23 protein-coding genes are annotated in these 20,528 nt (G+C 70.8%); 9 read left to right on the top strand and 14 right to left on the bottom strand.

What is annotated here, in order from left to right:
- Positions 1–8: 8 nt before the first annotated feature.
- Positions 9–518 carry an NUDIX hydrolase gene (locus OO63_RS22845; RefSeq protein WP_030362196.1) on the bottom strand — a complete coding sequence of 170 codons (510 nt, stop codon included), beginning with the start codon at positions 516–518 and terminating at the stop codon, positions 9–11.
- 220 nt (positions 519–738) lie between these two features.
- On the opposite strand from OO63_RS22845, the gene OO63_RS22840 reads away from it, so the two are divergent.
- From OO63_RS22840 to OO63_RS22830, 3 genes are all read left to right on the top strand, one after another.
- The gene (locus OO63_RS22840; protein WP_030362195.1) at positions 739–1,221 is read left to right on the top strand and encodes a helix-turn-helix domain-containing protein; all 483 of its coding nucleotides are present in this window, start codon (positions 739–741) and stop codon (positions 1,219–1,221) included.
- 46 nt (positions 1,222–1,267) lie between these two features.
- Positions 1,268–1,900, top strand: a complete 633-nt coding sequence (locus OO63_RS22835; protein ID WP_030362194.1) for a hypothetical protein — start codon at positions 1,268–1,270, stop codon at positions 1,898–1,900.
- A 149-nt stretch (positions 1,901–2,049) separates the two neighbouring features.
- Positions 2,050–2,382, top strand: coding sequence for a DUF2516 family protein (locus OO63_RS22830; protein WP_030362193.1), 333 nt, complete (start codon positions 2,050–2,052; stop codon positions 2,380–2,382).
- Between the two features lie 148 nt (positions 2,383–2,530).
- On the opposite strand, the gene OO63_RS22825 is transcribed toward OO63_RS22830, so the two are convergent.
- The 3 genes from OO63_RS22825 to OO63_RS22815 form a co-directional block, all read right to left on the bottom strand.
- On the bottom strand, positions 2,531–3,892 hold the full coding sequence (locus OO63_RS22825) for a PP2C family protein-serine/threonine phosphatase (protein WP_397622165.1): 1,362 nt from the start codon (positions 3,890–3,892) through the stop codon (positions 2,531–2,533).
- 516 nt (positions 3,893–4,408) lie between these two features.
- Entirely contained in the window at positions 4,409–5,473 is a 1,065-nt protein-coding gene (locus OO63_RS22820) for a C40 family peptidase (RefSeq protein ID WP_030362191.1), read from the bottom strand.
- Positions 5,474–5,745: 272 nt separating this feature from the next.
- Entirely contained in the window at positions 5,746–6,552 is an 807-nt protein-coding gene (locus OO63_RS22815) for a class I SAM-dependent methyltransferase (protein WP_078619299.1), read from the bottom strand.
- A gap of 175 nt (positions 6,553–6,727) precedes the next feature.
- Here OO63_RS22815 and mshA point away from each other — a divergent pair, with 175 nt between their 5' ends.
- From mshA to OO63_RS22800, 3 genes are all read left to right on the top strand, one after another.
- Positions 6,728–8,074: a D-inositol-3-phosphate glycosyltransferase gene (gene mshA / locus OO63_RS22810; protein WP_030362189.1), complete on the top strand. Its 1,347-nt coding sequence runs from the start codon at positions 6,728–6,730 to the stop codon at positions 8,072–8,074.
- Positions 8,067–8,567, top strand: coding sequence for a type III secretion system chaperone family protein (locus tag OO63_RS22805; RefSeq protein WP_030362188.1), 501 nt, complete (start codon positions 8,067–8,069; stop codon positions 8,565–8,567). The genes mshA and OO63_RS22805 overlap by 8 nt, the downstream gene beginning before the upstream one ends.
- Before the next feature lie 129 nt (positions 8,568–8,696).
- The gene (locus OO63_RS22800) at positions 8,697–10,430 is read left to right on the top strand and encodes a glycosyl hydrolase family 28-related protein (RefSeq protein WP_051811095.1); all 1,734 of its coding nucleotides are present in this window, start codon (positions 8,697–8,699) and stop codon (positions 10,428–10,430) included.
- On the opposite strand, the gene OO63_RS22795 is transcribed toward OO63_RS22800, so the two are convergent.
- From OO63_RS22795 to OO63_RS22785, 3 genes are all read right to left on the bottom strand, one after another.
- Positions 10,373–10,573 carry a hypothetical protein gene (locus OO63_RS22795; RefSeq protein ID WP_051811102.1) on the bottom strand — a complete coding sequence of 67 codons (201 nt, stop codon included), beginning with the start codon at positions 10,571–10,573 and terminating at the stop codon, positions 10,373–10,375. The genes OO63_RS22800 and OO63_RS22795 overlap by 58 nt on opposite strands.
- Before the next feature lie 65 nt (positions 10,574–10,638).
- Positions 10,639–10,887 carry a hypothetical protein gene (locus tag OO63_RS22790; RefSeq protein WP_030362185.1) on the bottom strand — a complete coding sequence of 83 codons (249 nt, stop codon included), beginning with the start codon at positions 10,885–10,887 and terminating at the stop codon, positions 10,639–10,641.
- Positions 10,888–10,974: 87 nt separating this feature from the next.
- Positions 10,975–12,273 carry an MDR family MFS transporter gene (locus tag OO63_RS22785; RefSeq protein ID WP_030362184.1) on the bottom strand — a complete coding sequence of 433 codons (1,299 nt, stop codon included), beginning with the start codon at positions 12,271–12,273 and terminating at the stop codon, positions 10,975–10,977.
- A 153-nt stretch (positions 12,274–12,426) separates the two neighbouring features.
- Here OO63_RS22785 and OO63_RS22780 point away from each other — a divergent pair, with 153 nt between their 5' ends.
- Positions 12,427–13,188 (top strand): phosphoglyceromutase, encoded by a 762-nt coding sequence (locus OO63_RS22780; protein WP_030362183.1) that lies wholly within the window; start codon positions 12,427–12,429, stop codon positions 13,186–13,188.
- A gap of 84 nt (positions 13,189–13,272) precedes the next feature.
- Here the strand turns inward: OO63_RS22780 and OO63_RS22775 are convergent, their stop codons facing one another.
- The 7 genes from OO63_RS22775 to OO63_RS22750 form a co-directional block, all read right to left on the bottom strand.
- Positions 13,273–14,502 (bottom strand): tyrosine-type recombinase/integrase, encoded by a 1,230-nt coding sequence (locus tag OO63_RS22775; protein ID WP_030362182.1) that lies wholly within the window; start codon positions 14,500–14,502, stop codon positions 13,273–13,275.
- A 507-nt stretch (positions 14,503–15,009) separates the two neighbouring features.
- Positions 15,010–15,264: a helix-turn-helix domain-containing protein gene (locus OO63_RS22770; RefSeq protein ID WP_030362181.1), complete on the bottom strand. Its 255-nt coding sequence runs from the start codon at positions 15,262–15,264 to the stop codon at positions 15,010–15,012.
- Positions 15,261–15,431: a hypothetical protein gene (locus tag OO63_RS45520; protein WP_157854034.1), complete on the bottom strand. Its 171-nt coding sequence runs from the start codon at positions 15,429–15,431 to the stop codon at positions 15,261–15,263. Before OO63_RS45520 ends, OO63_RS22770 begins: the two co-directional genes overlap by 4 nt.
- The gene (locus OO63_RS42930) at positions 15,428–16,048 is read right to left on the bottom strand and encodes an HNH endonuclease (protein ID WP_030362180.1); all 621 of its coding nucleotides are present in this window, start codon (positions 16,046–16,048) and stop codon (positions 15,428–15,430) included. Before OO63_RS42930 ends, OO63_RS45520 begins: the two co-directional genes overlap by 4 nt.
- Positions 16,045–16,461 carry a helix-turn-helix domain-containing protein gene (locus tag OO63_RS22760; protein ID WP_030362179.1) on the bottom strand — a complete coding sequence of 139 codons (417 nt, stop codon included), beginning with the start codon at positions 16,459–16,461 and terminating at the stop codon, positions 16,045–16,047. Before OO63_RS22760 ends, OO63_RS42930 begins: the two co-directional genes overlap by 4 nt.
- Positions 16,462–16,463: 2 nt before the next feature.
- Positions 16,464–17,249: a hypothetical protein gene (locus OO63_RS22755; protein WP_234311379.1), complete on the bottom strand. Its 786-nt coding sequence runs from the start codon at positions 17,247–17,249 to the stop codon at positions 16,464–16,466.
- A complete protein-coding gene (locus OO63_RS22750) occupies positions 17,246–17,650 on the bottom strand; it encodes a hypothetical protein (protein WP_030362177.1) in 405 nt (134 codons plus the stop codon). The genes OO63_RS22755 and OO63_RS22750 overlap by 4 nt, the downstream gene beginning before the upstream one ends.
- Before the next feature lie 221 nt (positions 17,651–17,871).
- On the opposite strand from OO63_RS22750, the gene OO63_RS22745 reads away from it, so the two are divergent.
- Both OO63_RS22745 and OO63_RS22740 read left to right on the top strand, forming a co-directional pair.
- Entirely contained in the window at positions 17,872–18,207 is a 336-nt protein-coding gene (locus tag OO63_RS22745; RefSeq protein ID WP_234311378.1) for a winged helix-turn-helix domain-containing protein, read from the top strand.
- Positions 18,208–18,367: 160 nt separating this feature from the next.
- A complete protein-coding gene (locus OO63_RS22740) occupies positions 18,368–19,615 on the top strand; it encodes an NsdA family TPR-like regulatory protein (RefSeq protein ID WP_030362175.1) in 1,248 nt (415 codons plus the stop codon).
- The last annotated feature ends 913 nt before the right edge of the window (positions 19,616–20,528 follow it).

Raw genomic sequence — 20,528 nt, 5'->3', positions numbered from 1 at the left:
GAGAGAGATCAGGGTTGCACGCCCCGGAACGCGAGATACCGGCTGAAGGCTTCGTGGCTGTCGGGGGTGAAGCGCCACTCCAGGAGAGCCGAGCCAAGCTCCGGCTCGGTCAGCCAGCCGTGCCAGGCCACCTCGTCGGGATCGGGGACCACGGCGTCCGGCACCACGGCTTCGTGCACGCCGAGCCAGTGAGGGCTCAAGCCGCTGCGGTTGATGAACGTGAACAGCAGTCGCGGCAGCGCACGAATGCCCAGCTCTTCGGCCAGCTCCCGCGCGGCGGCCTGTTCGTAGGACTCGCCGGCATTCACGGCGCCACCGACCTCGACCTCATAGAGCCCGGGGAAGCGCGACACCTGCTCCGACCGCCGGTGGACGAGGATCCGGCCACGATCATCACGACACACCGTCACGGCGACCCGATGCAGCCAGCCCTCCCGGACGGCCTCCCGACGGCCGACCACCCCCAGCACGCGGTCTTGACCGTCGACACGCTCCACCCATTCATCCACGACGCACACCCTGGCAGAGCCCACCGACAACGCCGCTTCCCGGCGACTCGTAGAGGCCGCCCCAAGAGGATCTGCGCCGGGAGGCCGGACGCGGATGACGGCGGATGACGACAGTTGTCGTGGGAGCACGACACCTGTCGTGCTCAGGCTCACCCGGCCGCAGTGACATGGCGCACTATTGCAAGCGTGTTGCTTGCAATAGTTAGCGCCAGGGGTGCAGTATCGGAGCATGGCATCGCTCAACGTCGGCAGTCTCGGGGAGTACCTGCGCGAACAGCGGCGCACCGCGCAGCTGTCGCTCAGGCAGCTCGCCGATGCCGCCGGGGTGTCGAATCCGTATCTGAGCCAGATCGAGCGCGGGCTGCGCAAGCCGAGCGCCGAGGTTCTGCAGCAGGTCGCGAAGGCGCTCAGGATCTCCGCCGAGACGTTGTACGTCCGGGCCGGGATCCTCGACGAGAAGGAGCGGGACGAGCTGGAGACGCGCGCCGTCATCCTCGCCGACCCGTCCATCAACGAGCGGCAGAAGCAGGTGCTGCTGCAGATCTACGAGTCGTTCCGCAAGGAGAACGGCTTCGCGACCTCGGCGGACGCGGACGGCACCGACCAGGACGCGTCGGGGGGCGCGGGCGTCCGGGCCGACGGCAGTGACGACGGCGCGCCACCCACACGCAAGCAATCCGCGGGCGAGCCGTTCCAGGGCGAGCAGTCCTAGGACGGGCGGCCCGCAAGCCGAAGCGAATCCGGGAGGACCATTCGCCATGCCCATCACCGACGACGTGCGCAAGACCATCACCGACCCCAAGCCCCTCTACTTCGTCGCCGGCAGCGCCGAACTGGCCTATCAGCAGGCCAAGAAGGTGCCCGGCATCATCGAGCAGCTCGCCGCCGAGGCCCCGGCGCGGATCGACGCCGTCCGCAGGACCGACCCCAAGGACGTCCAGGACAAGGCCGCCGCCCGCGCCAAGGAGGCGCGTGACGTCATCCAGTCCCGGGTCGGCGGGCTCTTCAGCAACCTCGACACCGACCTGAAGAAGATCGGCGAGGGCGCCCAGGACCTGGCGCTGCGCGGCGTCGGCGTCGCCTTCGAGTACGTCGTCCAGGCGCGCGAGAAGTACGACCAGGTCGCCGAGCACGGCGAGCAGACCGTGCGCGCCTGGCGCGGCGAGGCCGCGGACGAGCTGGTGGAGCTGGCCGACACCGTCGAGCCCGACCCCGAGCAGTCGGCGCAGGCCGAGCAGGCCGAGCAGGCTGAGCAGTCCGAGGGCGAGAGCGGAGCCCCGGGCTCCGCCCGCAAGACCACCGCGGCCAAGAAGCCCGCCGCCGACAAGCCCGCCGACAAGCCCGCCGCCAAGAAGACGACGGCGAAGAAGACCACGCCGCCCGCCAAGTAGGGCGTCCGTCGACTGACGGGGCGTCGGATCATCGGCGCCGCACCGGGCCGGGCACTCTCGGAGTGCTCGGCCCGTTGTTCGGGTAGCGGGTACGGTGACTGCGTACGTCGCGTAGGGACTCGCCGAGACTGGTGGTGGACGTTGTGCTGATGCAGGGGTTCTCGAACCTCATGTGGCTGCTGTCGCTTGCCCTGATCGCGTTCAGCGGCTTCGCGCTGCTCGACGCGGCGATCCGACGCGAGGACGCCTATCGCGCGGCGGACAAGAAGACCAAGCCGTTCTGGCTGATCATCCTCGGGATCGCCTTCGTGGTGAACCTGCTCTTCCCGATCCTGTCGTTCCTGCCCATCATCGGCCTCATCGCGACCATCGTGTACATGGTCGACGTGCGGCCCGCGCTGCGGCAGATCACCGGCGGGGGCGGCGGCCGCCGCGGCTCCAGCAGCGACGGTCCGTACGGGCCGTACAACGGCGGTAGGTGAGCCGTTCCGGGCGGCTGCGGTTCGGGGTGGCGCGCCCTGAAGGGGCGCGGGGAACTGCGCGACCAGCCCCCACCGCCCGCAGGACTGGCACTGCCCATCCAGCGACGCGCTCCGTCCGCAGGACTGGCACCGCCCATCCAGCGACGCGCTAGCGCGCCCGGTCCAGGAGCAGTACGGCCACGTCGTCCGTCAGGTCGCCACCATTGAGGTCCCTGACCTCGTTCACGGCGGCCTCCAGAAGCGCGTCGCCACGCAGGCCCGCGGCCATCTGGCGGCGCACCATCTCCACCATGCCGTCCTGCCCGAGCCGCTGGTTGCCCTCGCCGATCCGGCCCTCGATCAGGCCGTCCGTGTACAGCATCAGGCTCCAGCTGCCGCCGAGCTCCACCTGGCGGCGCGGCCAGCGGGCGCGCGGCAGCAGGCCGAGCGCGGGGCCACCGTTGTCGTACGGAAGCAGCTCGGCGGGGCGGCCCGGGCGCGCTATCAGCGGTGACGGGTGCCCGGCCAGGCACAGGCCGGCCCGGCGGCCGTCCGGCGCGATGTCCACCGTGCACAGCGTCGCGAAGATCTCCTCGTCGGCCCGCTCGTGCTCCAGGACCCGCTGGAGGGTGGAGAGCAACTCGTCGCCGCACAGGCCCGCGAACGTCAGCGCCCGCCAGGCTATGCGCAGCTCCACGCCGAGCGCCGCCTCGTCGGGGCCGTGCCCGCAGACGTCGCCGATCATCACGTGCACCGAGCCGTCGGGCATGCGCACCGTGTCGTAGAAGTCGCCGCCGAGCAGCGCGCGGGAGCGGCCGGGGCGGTAGTGGGCGGCGAAGCGCAGCGGGGAGCCCTCCAGGAGCGGCGTCGGCAGCAGGCCGCGCTCCAGGCGGGCGTTCTCCTGCGCGCGCAGCCGGGACTCGGTGAGCTGGCGCTGGGCGGCGTCGGCGCGCTTGCGCTCCACCGCGTACCGGATGGCGCGGCTGAGCAGGCGGCCGTCCAGCTCCTCGCGCAGCAGATAGTCCTGCGCGCCGACGCCCACGGCCTGCGCGCCGATCTCGGCGTCCCCGGACGCGGTGAGCGCGAGGACGGCGTGGCGCGGGGCGAGGCGCAGGACGTGCTTGAGGACGGCCAGCTCGTCGGGGGCGGCGTCGGTGTCGGGGGCGGTGTCGCGGTCCTTGCCGTGCGGGGACTCGGGGGCGGGGGTGCTGCCGCCGTGGTTGCCGGGGGCGCCGGGGCTGTTGAGGCTGCTCGGGCTACTGGGGCCGCCGGGACCACCGGGGCCACCGGGGCCATTGGTACCGCCGAAGCCGCCCGCCGGGGCGCGGCCGGGCAGGGCCAGGTCAAGGAGGATGCAGTGCACGTCGTCCGTGAGCAGCCGCTCGGCCTCGGTGAGGTTGCGGGCGGTGCGGATGCGGATGGGTTTACCCGCGGCGTCCAGGAGCTCGGGCACGCTCAGGGAGCCTGCCGGGTCGTCCTCGATCACCAGCAGGGTGAGCCCGGTGCCGTTGCCCACGGGGCTGCTGACCATGGGGTCGCTCCCTATGGGGTCGTCGTCCGCGAGGCCGTCGCGTACGGATGTGTCGCGTACGGGTGCGTCGCGAACCGGGTCGGTGCCCGTGGGGTGGTGGGCGGTGGGGGCGGTGCCTTCGGTTGTCGGCGCCGCGTGAGCCTGACCGCCTTCCGCGGCCGGGATCGCTCTCTGCCGCGGTATGGGTACGGGCATCGTGTGAATCCTTCCCTCCCCCCGAGGGCATGGCGGGGCGACGGTCGCACGCCCCACCAGACGGGGACCATAGCGTCACCCGGGGCGTGTGTGGAATGCCGTGCGGCACGCGGCCGACGGCATATGCCGCATCCTGGACCGCATTTGGGCACGAACCTGGTCCGCCTGGGATGACGAACGTCACGCCGTGAGGGTTGAGCGGGGCGCGGGGCCGTGCGCTGGGTCACAGTGCGGGCCCGGCCGGAGGACCTGACCCACCCGGGGGGCCCGCCCGGGGACCCACCCGGGCCCGCCCGACCCGCACCACTTGTCCCGGATTTCCTACTTGTCCGGCCGCACGACCCCGAGTATCTCCATCGAGCCCGCCCCCGCGAGCGTCACGCTGCGCCCGGGGCGGGGCGCGTGCACGATCGCTCCGTCGCCCACGTACAGACCGACATGGCTCGCGTCCTTGTGGTAGATGATCAGGTCGCCGGGGCGCATGTTCGTCACGTCCACGCGGGGAAGCCGCTTCCACTGCTCCTGCGAGGTGCGCGGGATGCCCTTGCCCGCGGCCGCCCAGGCCTGGGACGTGAGCCCCGAGCAGTCGTACGACTTCGGGCCCTCCGCGCCCCATACATAGGGCTTGCCGATCTGCGCCGTGGCGAACGCGATCGCCTTCTTGCCGGGGGAGGTCGCCTCACCCTTCGCGTCCTTGAGTATCCCCGTGTCCACCCAGGCCGACTGCTGCCTCAGCGCGGCCTCCTCCTCCAGCTTCCGCAGCCGCTCGCGCTCCTTCTTCTCCAGGCGCGACTCCAGCTTCTCGGCGGCGGCGATCTTCTTCTTGACCTTCTTCTTCGCCTCCGCCTTGGCCTTGCGGTTGGACTCCAGCTTCCGCCACTGCGCGGAGGCGTCCTTGGCGTACGTCTTCAAGTCCGCCTGGGTGCGGCTCATTTCCGTGAGCATGGCCTTCGTCGCGTGCTGGCCCTGGCGCAGCCGTCCGGCGCCGTCGAGGAAACGGCTCGGGTTGTCGCTGAGCAGCAGCCTGGCCTCGTCCGGGACACCGCCGCCGCGGTACTGCGCGCGGGCTGCGGCGCCCGCGCGGGCCTTGAGTCTGTCCAGCTTCGTCTGGCCCTTGTCGATGGATCTGGCCAGGCGGACGATCTCCTGCGACTGCTTCTCGGCCTTCTCCTCCGCGGCGTTGTACGCGTCCGTGGCCGTGCCCGCCTCGCGGTAGAGCCGCTCGATCTCCTTGCGGACCTTCTCCAGGGAGCCGTTCGACGGGGGAGTGGGCTCGGCCGGGCTGGCGAACGCCGTGCCCGGCGCGGCGAGCACCGCGGCCGCGCACGCGCAGACCAGTGCCACGGCTGTCGTCGTCGAGTGCCTCTTGCCGGTCACGCCCGCCACCCCCAAAGTTGATTTACCGTCAGTAACTTCTCGGTGTTCCCGGGATGGTGCCATGCCGGTGCCGAATGCGACAGGGTCGCGCGACAACTCCGAACTCCCACCCGTCACATGTGACGAACCGCACGCGAAGATCGTTCCCCGCAGGTCAGGGGGTATGCGCGGCACAATTCCGGCACGTGGGCCGGGCGCTGGGCCCGCGCCGGACCCGCCGCCGCCCACCGGCCGCCGCCCACCGGCCGCCGCCGCGCCGGATCCGCCCCCCGCCGCCGCGTTCAGCCCCGCCCAGGCGCCAACGCCCCCCACGCCACCGTCACTTCCCCCTGCCGCCACCGCGAGCTCCGGTCCACCACCGGCCAGTCCGCCGTCATGTCCCGCACCGCCCGCAGCCACCGCTGCCGCGCCCCGTACGCCGCGTACGGCGCGGCCGCGGCCCACGCCCGGTCGAAGTCGCGCAGGAACGCGTGCACCGGCTCGCCCGGCACATTGCGGTGGATCAGCGCCTTCGGCAGCCGCTCGGCGAGGTCGGACGGGCGGTCCAGGGAGGCGAGGCGGGCCGCGAAGGTGACCGTGCGCGGGCCCTCGGGGCCGAGCGCGACCCACACGTGCCGCCGCCCGATCTCGTCGCACGTGCCCTCGACGAGGAGCCCGTCCGGGGCGAGTCGCGCGCACAGCCGCTCCCACACGGCGGCGACCGCGTCCTCGTCGTACTGGCGCAGCACATTGGCCGCGCGGATCAGCAGCGGCCGTGCGGGCAGCGGCACCTCGAAGCCGCCGTGCCGGAAGGTGAGGCCCTCGCGCGCGTAGGGCCGGGCCGCCGCCACCCGCTCCGGGTCGATCTCGATGCCGACCACGCGCGCGCGGGGGGCGACGGTGCGCAGCCGCAGGAGCAGCTCGACGGCGGTCCAGGGCGCGGCGCCGTAGCCGAGGTCGACCGCGACCGGCTCGTCCGCGCGGCGCAGGGCGGCGCCGTGGGTGGCGGCGATCCAGCGGTCCATGCGGCGCAGGCGGTTGGGGTTGGTGGTCCCGCGCGTCACGGTTCCCACAGGTCGCGAGGGGGGACGGGGGGCGCGCGGGGTCATGAGGGCAAGCGTAAGCAAGGGGCGCGGCCACGAGGGCCAAGGTAATGCTTTGGCAAAGAGGAAATGGAGGTGAAGCTTCCGGTGTTGCTCCTCCAGGAGGCCCGCACCCGGTCTCCGCCTCGTCGTGCCCGCCGTCAAGGCACAGCTCGCCGTCAAGGCCAAGGAGGACCGCCACGTGAGCCACTACGTGACCAGGCTCGGCCGTCTCTCCCCATCCTCGTCCGCGAGGATCCGGCTGCCGGGCTCCATCCGCAGGCCCCGCAGGGTCGCCATGCTGAGCGTGCACACCTCACCGCTGCACCAGCCGGGCACCGGCGACGCGGGCGGCATGAACGTCTACATCGTGGAGCTGGCCAAGCGCCTGGCCGCGATCAACATCGAGGTCGAGATCTTCACCCGCGCCACCACCGGCGCCCTGCCGCCCACCGTCGAACTGGCGCCCGGCGTGCTCGTGCGCCACGTCGACGCGGGCCCCTACGAAGGCCTCGCCAAGGAGGAGCTGCCCGCGCAGCTGTGCGCCTTCACGCACGGCGTGATGCAGGCCTGGGCGGGCCACCGGCCCGGCTACTACGACCTGGTCCACTCCCACTACTGGCTCAGCGGCCACGTCGGCTGGCTGGCCGCCGAGCGCTGGGGCACCCCCCTGGTGCACGCCATGCACACCATGGCCAAGGTCAAGAACGCCGCGCTCGCCGCGGGCGACACCCCGGAGCCCACCGCCCGCGTCATCGGCGAGACCCAGATCGTGCGCGCCGCCGACCGGCTCATCGCCAACACCTCCGAAGAGGCCGACGAACTCGTACGCCACTACGAAGCCGACGCCGGCAAGGTCGCCGTCGTCCACCCCGGCGTGAACCTGGACCGCTTCCGCCCCGCCGACGGGCGCGCCGCCGCCCGCCACCGCCTCGGCCTCCCGCAGGACGCCCTGATCCCCCTCTTCGCGGGCCGCATCCAGCCCCTGAAGGCCCCCGACGTGCTGCTGCGCGCCGTCGGCGTGCTCCTGGAGGAGCGGCCAGAGCTGCGCTCGCGGATCGTCGTGCCCGTCGTCGGCGGGCCCAGCGGCAGCGGTCTCGCCAAGCCGGAGGGCCTGCAGAAGCTGGCCGCGCGGCTCGGGATCGCGGATGTCGTACGGTTCCAGCCGCCCGTCGGCCAGGAGCAGCTCGCGGACTGGTTCCGGGCCGCCTCCGTGCTCGTGATGCCGTCCTACAGCGAGTCCTTCGGGCTCGTGGCCATCGAGGCGCAGGCCGCGGGGACGCCGGTGCTCGCCGCCGCGGTGGGCGGGCTGCCCGTCGCCGTGCGCGAGGGCGTCACCGGGTTCCTCGTGAACGGCCACGAACCCGCCCACTACGCGCGCGTGCTGCGCGACTTCGCCGACTCTCCACAGCTTGTGGACCGCATGGGCGCGGCGGCCGCGCGGCACGCGGAGTCCTTCGGGTGGGGGACGGCCGCGTCCGCCACCGCCGACGTCTACACCGCCGCCGTGCACGATCACCGCCGTCACGTACGCTCGCACCATGGCTGACGTTGCTGGCGGGGCGCCCGGTGCGGTGATCGAGAGGGCGCTGGACGAGGCCGAGCTCGACTGGGAATCCCCCGAGCCCGGCTCGTACGTGGTGAAGCTGCCCGGCACGCGCAAGCTCTCCACCACCCTCTCGCTCCGTGTGGGCAAGCACTCTCTGTCCCTCAACGCCTTCGTGATCCGTCGCCCCGACGAGAACCACGAAGGCGTCCACCGGTGGCTCCTGGAGCGCAACCTCCGCCTGTACGGCGTGGGTTACGCCATCGACTCCCTGGGCGACGTCTACGTAGCCGGCAAACTGCCGCTCGCCGCCGTCACCCCTGACGAACTCGACCGCCTCCTCGGCTCCGTCCTCGAAGCGGCCGACGGCTCCTTCAACACTCTCCTGGAACTCGGCTTCGCGTCCGCGATCCGCAAGGAGTACGAGTGGCGCGTCGCGCGCGGCGAGTCCACCCGCAACCTGGACGCGTTCACCCATCTGACCCGGCCGAGGTAGCCGACACGGTCGGCGGCGCCCGTAACACCAGCGGTTCGCGGTCTTCCCTGGCGGCCAGCAGCGTGACATGCTCCCGCCCAACGCAGACGTGAACTCCGTTCACGTACATACACGGGAGGTGGGCCGGACATGGGAGACCTCAGCAGACGCGGCATCCTCGGTGGAGCCATCGCCGTCGCGGCGACCGCCGTCGCAGGACCGGTCGCGACGGCGGCACCCCGACCCGGCGGTGCGGCCCAACCCGCCACCCTCTGGCGAGAGTTCACCCGCGCCCCGTACACCCACCCCCAAATCCCCTACGTGGGACGAGCCGGAGCCCGCCGCGGCGCTCGGCACCTCCAACTGCCTGAGCGCGTCTTCCACGCCCACCGATACGGCGCACGGCCCGACGCCCAGTCGGACGCCGCGCCCGCCATCAACCGTGCCCTCGCCGCCGCCGGAAGGGCCGGCGGGGGCACGGTCCAGCTCGCCCCGGGGACGTACCGGATCGACGACATCATCCGCATCGGGGACGACGACGTCGTCCTGCGGGGCGCGGGCAGCGGCCGTACGAAGCTGCTCGCCACCAGGAACCTGACCCAGCTCGTCGGGCCGTACGGCAGCCGCTACGGCGGCGACAAGTCCAGCTGGTCCTGGGCCGGAGGCCTGATCTGGCTGTGTCCGCGCGAACGCCTGGAGGGCCTCACGGCCGCCATCAGGGCCAAGGACTGGCCGTTCGAGGGCTGGACCGGCAACAAGCGCGACGAGTGGCGCACCCTCACCACGGTCGCCCCCGCCACCCGCGGCTCCTGGTCCGTACGCGTCGCCGACACCTCCCGGCTGCGCCGCGGCAGCCTCGTCCTGCTGCGCCTCGCCGACGACGCGGACCACACGCTCCTGGAGCACATGGCGGGCGCAGGGCCGGGGGCGCGGGCGTACACCTGGGACGACAAGACGAAGCTGACGTCGTATGTCCCCTACGAGTGGCCCGTACGGATCGCCCAGGTCAAGGGGCACACCGTCACCTTCGAGCGCCCCCTGCCGCTTGACGTCCGCCCCGAGTGGGACCCCCGGCTGACCACGCACGTCCCCGCGCTCACCGGCTCCGGAGTCGAGGGGCTCACCCTGGAGGCGGTGCAGACCCCGCAATCCCCGCACCTGCTCGACAAGGGCCACAACGGCGTCACCTTCCAGTGCGCGTACGACTGTTGGGCCGACGACGTCCACGTGCGCCACGTGGACAACGGGTTCGGCCTCGTCGCCGCCTCCGCGTGCACGCTGCGCCGCACCTCCGTGGGCGGCCGCGGCTCCCACCACCCGTACTTCTGCCGCGAGGGCTCGCACGACAACCTGATCGAGGAGTTCCGCGTCGAGCGGCGCACGGTGCCCACGCCCGCGGGGACCCAGCTGCACGGCATCAACGTGGAGGGCCTGTCGTCGTACAACGTGTGGTCCCGTGGCGTCATGGAGATGGGGACGTTCGACACGCACCGGGGGATGCCGTTCGCCAACGTACGGACCGAGATCACCGTCGAGAACGACGGGCGGCACGGCGGCGACGCCAGCGCGGGGCCCCTCTACGGAGCGCGGTTCGCCCACTGGAACGTCACGGTCACCAACCAGCGCGCCGGACTGGTCAAAATTGACGGCATCGCTCCGTACAGTGCCACGGTCGGCATCTCCCTGGTCCGCGAGTTCGACCAGATCGACGTACCGGACTTCTCCGGAGAGCTCAATTCCCGTATCGAGGCGTACGGTTCACCGGGTTCCGTACGGCCCCGGAACCTGTACGAGGCCCAGCGCGCCCTCGCGGGCCGAGGGCGGGCTCAGCCGAAGGGGACCAGGCGGACCACCGTCACGGTGAGGACCGAACCCGACACGTAGTAGAGGACGATCGCGCCGCCGACCGTCGCCTCGCGGCGGTCGCGCTCGGCGGCGTCCGTGGAGACGGCCGTCGAGCCGTGCCCGTAGGGGTCGCGGCCGAGCGTGCGCTCCATCGCCGTCCGGAAGGCGTCCGCGTCGGTCATCTTGGCGAGGGTGTCGTCGGCGGGCGGCGCGTAGGTGATGCGGTACCTGCGGCTCCGGTGACGGCTCACGCGATGCTCCGCCTCTCGGCCTCGTCGGCGGCGAGCCGGTCGAGCAGGGCCTCGGCCTCGGGGTCGGGCACGGCCTGAAGCATCCAGTGCCGCATCACGGAGTGGATCTCGTCGACCCCGGCCGCGTTGATGGCCCGGTCGAACTCCGCGCGCCGGTCCTCGGGCAGGGCGGCGCGGATGTCCGGGATGGTGTTGGGGACGTCGACCTCCTCGCCGCCGACGAAGGTCTTCAGTGGTTCGGCCATGGTCGGGTCACTCTCCCTGGGGTCCCTGGGTGGGCCCTGCGCTGATCTCACGTTAGCGGCGGTCGGCACAACCTTCCGGCGCCGGGATCAGGGTGCCGCGGCCTCCGGCTCCGCACTCGCCGCACCCTGCGCGGCCGTGGGCGCGGGCGCCGGGACGTCGGACCCCGCCACGCCGTCCTCCCCGCCCGCCGGAAGCCCCCGCATCAGACCCCAATACCCGAGCGCGGCCACCGTACCCACGAGCGCGCAGCCGCCCCACAGCCACTCCGCCCCCAGGCGGTCGATGAGGAAGCCGGACATCAGCGGCGCCACGAGCCCCGCCACGGCCCACGACATCGTGTACATGCCCTGGTAGCGGCCGCGCCCGTGCGTCGGCGAGAGCTGCACGACCAGGCCCGTCTGGGTGGGCGCGTTGATGATCTCGGCGAGCGTCCACACCATCACCGTCAGCGCGAACACCCCGACCGAACCGGCGAACGCGGTGAGCCCGAAGCCGTACCCCGCCACGAGCGAGGACAGCACGAGGAGGCGCTGCGGGTCGCGGTGCTCGATGAACCGCGTCACCGGGATCTGCAGCACGACGATCATGACGCCGTTGACGGCTATCGCCAGGCCGTAGTCGCTCGGCGAGAAGCCCGCCTCGCCCATCGCCACCGGCAGGCCCAGCGCCCCCTGCTGGAAGACCAGCGCGACCAGGAAGGACAGGCCGACCACGCCCATGAAGCGGCTGTCCCGCAGCACCGTGCCGAGCCCGACCTGCTCCTCGGCCGCCGTGGCCGCCGCGCTGCGCGTCGGCCGGGACTCCGGCAGCTTCACGAACACCAGGACCGCGCACACCAGCGTCATCGCGCCCTCGACCAGGAAGCCCGCGCGGTAGCTGTACGAGGCGATGAAGCCCGCGCCCGCCGTGGAGATCGCGAACCCCAGGTTGATGGCCCAGTAGTTGAGCGAGAAGGCCCGCACCCGGTCCTCGGGCCGCACGATGTCCGCCAGCATCGCCTGCACGGCCGGACGCGAGGCGTTGCTCGCCATGCCGACCAGGAAGGCGACGCCCGCGATCGCCACCGGGTGCGTCATGAACCCGAGCAGCGCCACCGACGCAGCCGTCGACACCTGCGCGATCAGCAGCGTGGGCCGCCGCCCGAGCCGGTCGGTCATGACGCCCGCGCCGAGCGAGGAGATGACACCGCCGAGCCCGTGCAGGGCCGCGACGAGGCCCGCGTACGTGGCCGAATACCCCTGCTCCACGGTCAGATAGAGCGCCATGAAGGTGGCGACGAAGCCGCCCAGGCGGTTCACCAGGGTGCTGGTCCACAGCCACCAGAAGGCGGGTGGAAGCCCGGAGACGGACTCCTTGACGGCACGTCTCATGGCGACGAATGGCATGGATCCCCCGGGGTGGCACAGATGCTGCGTGTAAGTGGCGAAAACCGCAGGCACAACTTACGACCCACCGGAACTCCCCCGCCACCCGATTGACGGTTGTCGTCAATCGCTCCCGGGAGCGACCCCTCCGGCGGTTCGATTACGCTCAGAGGCATGGCCGACGCACCGTACAAGCTGATCCTCCTCCGCCATGGCGAGAGCGAATGGAACGCGAAGAACCTGTTCACCGGCTGGGTGGACGTCAACCTGAACGAGAAGGGCGAGAAGGAGGCGGTCCGCGGCGGTGAGCTGCTGAAGGACGCCGGCCTGCTCCCCGACGTGGTCCACACGTCCCTCCAGAAGCGCGCGATCCGCACCGCGCAGCTCTCCCTGGAGGCCGCCGACCGCCACTGGATCCCCGTCCACCGCAGCTGGCGCCTGAACGAGCGCCACTACGGCGCCCTGCAGGGCAAGGACAAGGCGCAGACCCTCGCCGAGTTCGGCGAGGAGCAGTTCATGCTGTGGCGCCGCTCCTACGACACCCCGCCGCCCGCCCTCGAGGACGGCACGGAGTTCTCCCAGTCCGCGGACCCGCGCTACTCCTCCATCCCCCCGGAGCTGCGCCCCCGCACGGAGTGCCTGAAGGACGTCGTCGTCCGCATGCTCCCCTACTGGTACGACGGCATCGTCCCCGACCTCCTCGCCGGCCGCACGGTCCTCGTCGCCGCCCACGGCAACAGCCTGCGCGCCCTCGTCAAGCACCTCGACGGCATCTCCGACGCCGACATCGCGGGCCTGAACATCCCCACCGGCATCCCGCTCTCCTACGAACTGGACGCCGACTTCAAGCCCCTGAACCCGGGCGGCACCTACCTCGACCCGGACGCGGCGAAGGCGGCGATCGAGGCGGTCAAGAACCAGGGCAAGAAGAAGTAGAGATTGTGATCATGCCTCCCACCTGCGTATACGGCGCGGGTGGGAGGCATTTTCGTGCTCTGGAACCTCCCTGGAACCTCAGCCCTAGGGATCTTGGGGTCGGAGCGCCTTGCCGAGAGCCTTCCGGGCCCGGTCCCGGCTGCTCGGCATGAGGTGCGCGTACACCTTCAGCGTCAGGCCCGGGTCGGAGTGCCCGAGGTACTCCGCGAGGGCCTTGATGCTCTCTCCGGCGTCCAGGAGCACGGACGCGTAGAAGTGCCTCAGCGCGTGCATGCCGTGCTCGCGGGCGGCGGCGTGCTCGCGGCTCTTGGCCACGGGGATGACCCCGGCTTTGGCGAGAGCGGGCTTCCAGTGGTCTTCGTTGAGCGACGTGCGCCAGACGTGCCCGCCATTCGGCCCACTGAAGATGAGCTGCCGCGTCGCGGGCTGGCCGTTCGCACGCATCCACGGAAGCTCGATCTCCACCGGCGGGAACCGCTTCATGTGCTCCTTGAGAGCGTCGGCCACGGGATCGGGCAGCGGTACGTCACGGAGCTTGCCGCCCTTCGGCGGGGCGAACACGGCCTTGCTCAAGCTCAGCTTGAGTTGCTGCACCACGTGCAGGGTGCCGTTCTCGAAGTCCAGGTCTTCGACGGCCAGCCCGAGAATCTCGCCCTGCCGCAGACCGCACCCCGCGCCCACGTCCACCATGGGCCGGAAGCGCTCGACCATGGCGGCCCGTACGTCGAAGACGCGCTCAGGCTCCCAGGGAACGACGCGGCGCGAGCCCATGGCCGGCGGGGTCACCGTGCGCGAGTTACAGGGGTTCCGGCGTAGGCATCCGTCCTCCACAGCGGCCGAGAGCACGGCGCGGACGTTGGAGAAGATGACGCGAGCGTACGAGCCGGACATGCCCGTCTCTTCGAGCTGCGTCACGAACTCCCGGACGTGGCTCGGCTGGAACGACCCGAGCTGACGCGACCCGATGCGAGGGAAAGCGTGCAGCTTGAGCTGAGACTCCATCGACGCCCGGGTGTTGGGGTCGCCGCTCTGGCTCGCGAGCCACTTCTCCGCGAACTCTTGGAACGTCGTACGGGACGCGCTCGGGTCGATGAAGTCGCCACGGGCGACGTCGGCCTTGATGGCGCTCAGCCACTGCTCGGCGAGCCGCTTCTGTCCGTCAGGGAAGGACTTGTTCTTGCGCTTGCCGTCGGGGCCGACGTAGCGGGCCTGGTAGCGCAGGCCCATGCCGTAGCGGTCGGTCTTCTCGCGAACGGCTTTGCCGTTGGCGTCGGTTGTGGTCTTGAACCAGCGGTCGAAGATGTGGCCAGCCATGAGGGCTGTCTCCTTCAGGTGGTAGCAGGGGGCGGGAGGGCCAAGGGGCGGCTCTCCGGCCGGTTTTGGGGTGTGCTGAGGGAGGCCCGCTACTCGCTACGGGCCAGATCACTGGGGATTTGGGGTGCTAGCGGGGTTGCTACCGGTAGCGGGGGAGGCCGCTACCGGTAGCAGCGGTTCGGCGGAACTGCCGGGGCCCGGTGGGTTCCTCCGACGCGGGGGCCTAGCAACCGTCAGCGGGGGTGTCCGGTGCCGCTCTCAGCGGGTTTTCGGGGTTTCGGCCGGTCAAGGTGCTAGACGCTAGATCCCTGATCAGGGGGTGGATTGGGTGCTAGCGACGTTGCTAGGTCTAGCGAGGGCGGTTGCTAGGCCTAGCACCGTGTCGCGGGGGCATCTGGCCGTCTGGCCCGCCGGGCCGCTAGGCGCTAGGTGCCTGTTCAGGTGCGGGTTGTGCCGCTAGTGCTGCCGCTAGACCTAGCGGGGCCAGCCGATAGGTCTAGCGGCGCGTCAGGCGGCGTCGTCGGCTTCGAGGGCGGCCTGAGCGTCGACCCAGGCACGGACGGCGGTGGGGTCGAAGCGGAGGTGTTTGCCGACGCGGAAGCCGGGCGGGCCGATGCGCTTGCGGCGCCAGGCGTAGACCGTCTCCACGCTCGGCAGGCTGAACATGACCACGAGGTCTTCCGGGGTCAGGTAGCGGTCGGGGAGATCGCCGCGCAGAGAGGCGCGGGGGTCGGCACTCGGTGCGGCGCTCGCGGTGCTCATGACGCCTTGCCTCCAGAGGGGTGGGGTTGGGCGGGAGCGGCGGTGGCGTTCACGGCACCGGGGCCGATGTTCACCAGGGCCGCGGAGGTGTTCACGGCGGTGTCGGTCACGGCCGACTCGTGCACGCGGAGGACCGACTCGTACGCGCGGCTGTTCACGGCGTTCATGCGGGCGCTGCCTCTGCACTCAGCAGCGTGCACAGCCGAGCGGGTCGGGGCGCGCTCAGGCAGTCGCCCCGCCCGATCGTGAGCCGCACGAGCGGAGCGCGACGGCGATCGTGAAGCGGGTTGTCACGCAGGTCAGACATCGATCGAGGATCGATGGAGTCGGCCGACTCTGTGCTTGCCCACGTTGACGTGAAGACAGCGTGGTGGGCGTGCGCGAGCCGGGCCAACATGCGCCAGTCGAGCGCGTACGAGTCGGCCGACTGGCTCCCGATCCGGGCGCCCGACCGCTGGTCGTGAACGCTGCCGTGAACGTGTTCACCGGCGGGGGCGGGAACGCCCGCGGTCGGCTGCTGTCCGATGTAGGTGAACACCAAGAGCAGGGCGAGCAAGAGCGGGAGCCGGTCGGCCTTGGCGTGGTTGCAGTCGGCGCACGCGGCGACCAGATGGGCGGCCGACCACGTCCGCCACAGCGAGACGGGCACCACGTGATCGAGGGTGACCTCATCCAGGGCGCCGAACGGGCGACGGCAGTACGCGCACCGCCATCCACTGCGGCGGGCCACCTGCTCCTTGCGGACCCGCCGCGTGGCGGAGTTGAGCTGTCGCGTGCCGCTCATGCCGCACCCCCGAGCCCGGTCTCGTGCAGACCGGTCAGGCCGCGCAGACAGGCAGTCAACTCGCCGACCATCAAGGCTAGTTCGACGGGCTGAGCGGCGGACAGGTTGAGGTGTTCGGCACGCTCCAGGGCGCGGCGGGCCATATCGACCAGCGGGGCGGCCGACGCGTCGGCGTCGGGCAGCGCGGGGCGCAGAGCGGGCCACAGGTCCCACACGTCGCAGCCGAGGGTCTGGGCGACGGCGTGCGCGTGGCGGGCGTAGGGGCGCCGTCCGGGCTCGTTCACCCACCGCTCCACGGTCTTGGGGGCGATGTGCAGCCGGTCGGCGAGTTCGTCGTAGGTGAGTCCGGCCTCGATGAGCGCGGCCCGCAGGTAGGGGTTGCCGATCCGGTCGGGGTTCGTCTTCACGCTCATGGTCACCACTCCGCGATCACGGGGTTGAGCCAGCGTCCGTCCGGGCCCGGCGGCGGGGTCAGGCCGATGGTGTAGCCGCCGGAGTTGGGGCGCACGATCAGCGGGATCGGGGTGCGCCGGTCGAACTGCACCTGGTGGTAGGCGAAGCGGCGGCGGTGGTAGTCCGGGAGCGCCTGCCGGTACAGCCACTCCCGCTCGTGGACGTGCAGGGTGTCGCCGAACTCGCGGTCCATGGCGGCCCCGAGCCGGATCAGGGTTTCCAGAGGCACCGCGTGCAGGCCCTCGTACAGGGCCCGCGCGAGCAGCATCCTGTGCTTGGGCAGGGCCCAGAAGTCGGCTTGTTTGTAGCGGTTCAGGCCGGAGAAGTACACGGCCACAGCCGCTTCTCCGCAGGTCATCGACCGCGAGCGGGCACCCTCGTACCAGAAGGAGAGGGCGAGCCGGTAGCCGAAGCGGCGGCAGCGCCCCACCTCCGGAAACTCGCGGTTGTCCAGCTCTGCGAAGTCGCCCACGAGATTCGCGATTTCGGCCGGACCGAGCTTGGACACGGCGGCCTTCAGCGCGGCGTACAGGGCGTCGGTGTTGGGGGCCCGCTCTTCGAGCAGGTCGGCTTCCACCTCGAAGAGGGCGGCGGCGGCTTCCTCGGCGGTCAGCTCGATGCCGCCCGCGGGGATGGTCGGCAGATCGTCGCCCTCGGCGCGGCGGTCGTGCTCCGTCAGGGAGAAGAGCACCGGCGCGGTGGGCGCGGCCGTGGCGAGCAGGGCCTGTACCTGAGCGGTGGGAGTCACGCGGCACCGCCCAGCTCCGGCGCGAGGCCGAACACACGGGTGATGGTGCGACCGAGCGCGGTCATGAACTCCCGGTCGCAGCCGGTCAGTTCGGTCCGGCCGTACCACGCGTCGGCGGCCCGCTCGCTCGCCTCCTCGAACGGGATGCCCAGCGGGGTCAGGGCGAGCGCGCCGTTCAGCGCCTCCATGACGTACGCGTCGTCGTCAAGGTCGACCACGTCCTCGACGAACGCCACGTCCGGGTTGCCGAGCAGGGCGAGCAGGTCGAAGAACGACAGGTGGAAGGTGGGCCGCACGGTCACCCGCTGCGGCTGACGGGGGTCCCGCTCGCCGAACATGCAGGCCCCGGTCACGAGCCGTTCGGCGGTAGCGGTGGCGTACGAGGTGAGCGTTCCAGGCATGATGGACCTACCCCTCAGTGGGTCGGGGAGCGGTTGACTTCTTGGCGGATGGCGACCGCTCCCTGTTCGTGAGCCCTGGATTTGACCAGGGCTTTCTCGCGGGAATCTCGCCCGTTCCCGGGCCCGCTTGCTAACTAGCTTGCACTAGTCTGCTGTGGTTCACAAGCCTTGTGCTGTGATGCGAACTAGTTCGCTGTGGTGATCCTCGGTACCCTCAGTGCATGACCGTCACGAGAGGGCCCAAGCCGAAGGCCGTGGAAGTTGCGGACGTGCTCCGCGACGACATCAAGCGGATGAAGCCAGGCGACAAGCTTCCGTCGCAGCGTGAGCTTATGGACCGCTTCGGGTACGCGAGCCAGACCATCCAGAACGGGCTGGCCGCGCTCCGGGCCGAAGGGCTGATCGTGTCAGCCGGGAACCTCGGCAACTTCGTCAGCGACGGGTCTGCCCCCAACAACGACGTGCGCGACGACATCAAGGAAATCCGCTCCCAGATTCAGGCGTTGGCTGAACGGCTCGAAGCGCTCGAACAGCGCTCCGTGCCTGGCGGTGCGTGATCTGCAACCAGCATGCGGAGCGCGGGCCCTGTGACGTAAGTGACGGGGTGGGGGCAGCGAAACGGGGCGGGGACATGTCCGGTGTCACCTTGTTGTCCCCTTCCCTGTCCCCGGGGGCCGCGCGCGAGACTCGGCACGTCAGCACTCGGAGGAGGGCGCTATGACCGACGACAGGCCCGCATGGGCGCGGCGCATCGCGGCAGAACGCGTGGCTCGCGACTGGTCACAGCGGGATGCGGTGAAGGCTCTCCGCGCGCACGCCACGGATGAGCTTCCCGCCGACGACAGCATGATCCGGCAGTGGAAGCGCTGGGAAGCCGGGCAGATGCCGAACGACTTCTACCGCCCTTTCATCGCGGCCGTCTTCGGCACCGTGACGAACGCGCTCTTCCCGGCGCCCGTCCGGCGCGACGGGAACACGGAAGTTCTCGCGGCCAGCGGCATGGAGACATTCGAGATCGTGAGCCGCCTCAGCCGCTCCGACGTCGACTCCGCGACGCTCGATGCCCTTCGGATCACCACGGATCGGCTCTGCTCCGAGTACCCGTACATGCCGAGTGAACAGCTCCTCATCGAGGGGCGGCAGTGGTTGCGGCGGGTGGTGGAGCTCCACTCAAAGAGCCTGACGCTCTCGCAGCACCGCGAGGTGCTGGCCCTCTCCGGCTGGCTCGCGCTCCTGGTGGGCTGTGTCGAGTACGACACTGGGAACCGCCATGCGGCAGAGGGGACCCGTCAGGCCGCACTGTCGCTCGCCACTGAAGCGGAGAACGGCGAGATTGCCGGGTGGGCCCATGAGATGCGGGCTTGGTTCGCCCTCACGACGGGCGACTATCGCGGCGTCATCTCTGCCTCTCAAGCGGGGGCGGAAGTGGCCGCCGGCCACAGCGTCGCCGTGCAGCTCGCAGGGCAAGAGGCCAAGGCATGGGCGCGGCTTGGGGACCGTCGGCAGGTCGAGGTGGCCCTCGACAAGGGACGTCGGCTGATGGAGGGGATGCCCCACCCCGAGAACCTTGACAACCACTTCGTGGTGGACCCCGCGAAGTTCGACTTCTACTCCATGGACTGTTACCGGCTCGTGGGTGAGGACAAGCTCGCCCGCACGCTCGCTGAGGAGGTGCTCCGTGCGGGTACGGACTTCGACGGCACGGAGCGCTCGCCCATGCGCAACTCGGAAGCGCGCGTCACGCTCGGCGTCACGGCGGCTCGTGAGGGCGACCTCGAACAAGCCCTCATCATGGGGGAGCGGGCCCTCCAGGGCGATCGTCAGTCTGTGCCGTCGCTCATCATGACGAGCCGCGAACTGGCCGCAGAGATGCGGCGCCGCTACGCCGACGAGCCCTCCGCTCAGGACTACCTCGCGCACCTTCGTGACCTCGGCAACACGAAGCCTGGCTTCCTGCCCCAGTAACATTCTGTAGCCGCAGTGCGGAGGTTGCTAGCGGGTGGAGGGGCCCCTGAAATCCCGGATTCGGCCCGAATCCGGGATTTCTGCATGTCAGGTGCTAGCCGCTAGCGGGCTGATCAGGTGGCCTGTGGGGCGCTAGCAGGGGCGCTAACGCTAGCGGGGCGCGCTGCTAGCGTTAGCGGCTGCTGCGACCGCCGCGCTTCATCACAGAGAGTCGCTCGGAACAAGTGCCGTCTCTCGCTGGGACGGCGCTTGCCTGGTCTGTGTCTGTCCGAGGTTCGGATTTCTGCGTCATTGCGTCATCAGCGTCATTCAGGCTTCTGACCTGCTGCTTTGCGTGACGCAGTGAGGTGGGGGTGCGTCATGGGCTGCGTCATCGCATGACGCACTGATGACGCAGATGACGCAGGATGACGCAGAGCTGTTCGTCTGCGTCATGCTTGTTGCCGCTGGTCAGGGGCTGTTTTTCGGCGCCCGTGACGCAGATGACGCAGCGTCTTCCCTCTTAGGAAAAAAGAGGGGGCGTCTGTTGTAGTGCGGAGCCTCTCAGGACGACAAGAAGGAGCCGCTTCGCGGCGCGACCATCGGCGGCGCCGCCGCCGAACGGCAAGAAGAGCACCTGTCGCCCCGGGTGCTCTTCTTGCTCGTGTGCGCGAGCTCCGCTCGCTGCCGAAGGTCGTGCGGCCGTAGGCCGCCCCTTCTCGCCCTTCCCGGTAGCTGAGCCGCTAGCGTGGGCTTCGGCCCTGCGGACGGCCGCGTACGGAGCTCCGAGCAGGGCCCCACGGGAACCCCTGTGGAACCTCCGAGGTCACCCGCCAACGGCCGACAACGACCATCAACGAAGCTTGACCGCAGGTCAGTTGAGGTCTGCACCCCGCTGATCAGCCCCGAAAGACGGGCGGTCGAAACCCAGGGC

The sequence above is a fragment of the Streptomyces alboflavus genome (assembly GCF_000716675.1).
Taxonomy (GTDB): domain Bacteria; phylum Actinomycetota; class Actinomycetes; order Streptomycetales; family Streptomycetaceae; genus Streptomyces; species Streptomyces alboflavus.
Note: the sequence above shows the minus strand (reverse complement) of the source record. Positions and strands in the feature narration are given on the sequence as shown.

Coding starts and splice junctions, on each gene's coding strand:
- OO63_RS22840 (WP_030362195.1), top strand. CDS start 739: ATGGCATCGCTCAACGTCGGCAGTCTCGGGGAGTACCTGCGCGAACAG.
- OO63_RS22835 (WP_030362194.1), top strand. CDS start 1,268: ATGCCCATCACCGACGACGTGCGCAAGACCATCACCGACCCCAAGCCC.
- OO63_RS22830 (WP_030362193.1), top strand. CDS start 2,050: ATGCAGGGGTTCTCGAACCTCATGTGGCTGCTGTCGCTTGCCCTGATC.
- OO63_RS22825 (WP_397622165.1), bottom strand. CDS start 3,892: ATGGTCAGCAGCCCCGTGGGCAACGGCACCGGGCTCACCCTGCTGGTG.
- OO63_RS22815 (WP_078619299.1), bottom strand. CDS start 6,552: ATGACCCCGCGCGCCCCCCGTCCCCCCTCGCGACCTGTGGGAACCGTG.
- OO63_RS22805 (WP_030362188.1), top strand. CDS start 8,067: ATGGCTGACGTTGCTGGCGGGGCGCCCGGTGCGGTGATCGAGAGGGCG.
- OO63_RS22800 (WP_051811095.1), top strand. CDS start 8,697: ATGGGAGACCTCAGCAGACGCGGCATCCTCGGTGGAGCCATCGCCGTC.
- OO63_RS22795 (WP_051811102.1), bottom strand. CDS start 10,573: ATGACCGACGCGGACGCCTTCCGGACGGCGATGGAGCGCACGCTCGGC.
- OO63_RS22790 (WP_030362185.1), bottom strand. CDS start 10,887: ATGGCCGAACCACTGAAGACCTTCGTCGGCGGCGAGGAGGTCGACGTC.
- OO63_RS22785 (WP_030362184.1), bottom strand. CDS start 12,273: ATGCCATTCGTCGCCATGAGACGTGCCGTCAAGGAGTCCGTCTCCGGG.
- OO63_RS22780 (WP_030362183.1), top strand. CDS start 12,427: ATGGCCGACGCACCGTACAAGCTGATCCTCCTCCGCCATGGCGAGAGC.
- OO63_RS22775 (WP_030362182.1), bottom strand. CDS start 14,502: ATGGCTGGCCACATCTTCGACCGCTGGTTCAAGACCACAACCGACGCC.
- OO63_RS22770 (WP_030362181.1), bottom strand. CDS start 15,264: ATGAGCACCGCGAGCGCCGCACCGAGTGCCGACCCCCGCGCCTCTCTG.
- OO63_RS45520 (WP_157854034.1), bottom strand. CDS start 15,431: ATGAACGCCGTGAACAGCCGCGCGTACGAGTCGGTCCTCCGCGTGCAC.
- OO63_RS42930 (WP_030362180.1), bottom strand. CDS start 16,048: ATGAGCGGCACGCGACAGCTCAACTCCGCCACGCGGCGGGTCCGCAAG.
- OO63_RS22760 (WP_030362179.1), bottom strand. CDS start 16,461: ATGAGCGTGAAGACGAACCCCGACCGGATCGGCAACCCCTACCTGCGG.
- OO63_RS22750 (WP_030362177.1), bottom strand. CDS start 17,650: ATGCCTGGAACGCTCACCTCGTACGCCACCGCTACCGCCGAACGGCTC.
- OO63_RS22745 (WP_234311378.1), top strand. CDS start 17,872: ATGACCGTCACGAGAGGGCCCAAGCCGAAGGCCGTGGAAGTTGCGGAC.
- OO63_RS22740 (WP_030362175.1), top strand. CDS start 18,368: ATGACCGACGACAGGCCCGCATGGGCGCGGCGCATCGCGGCAGAACGC.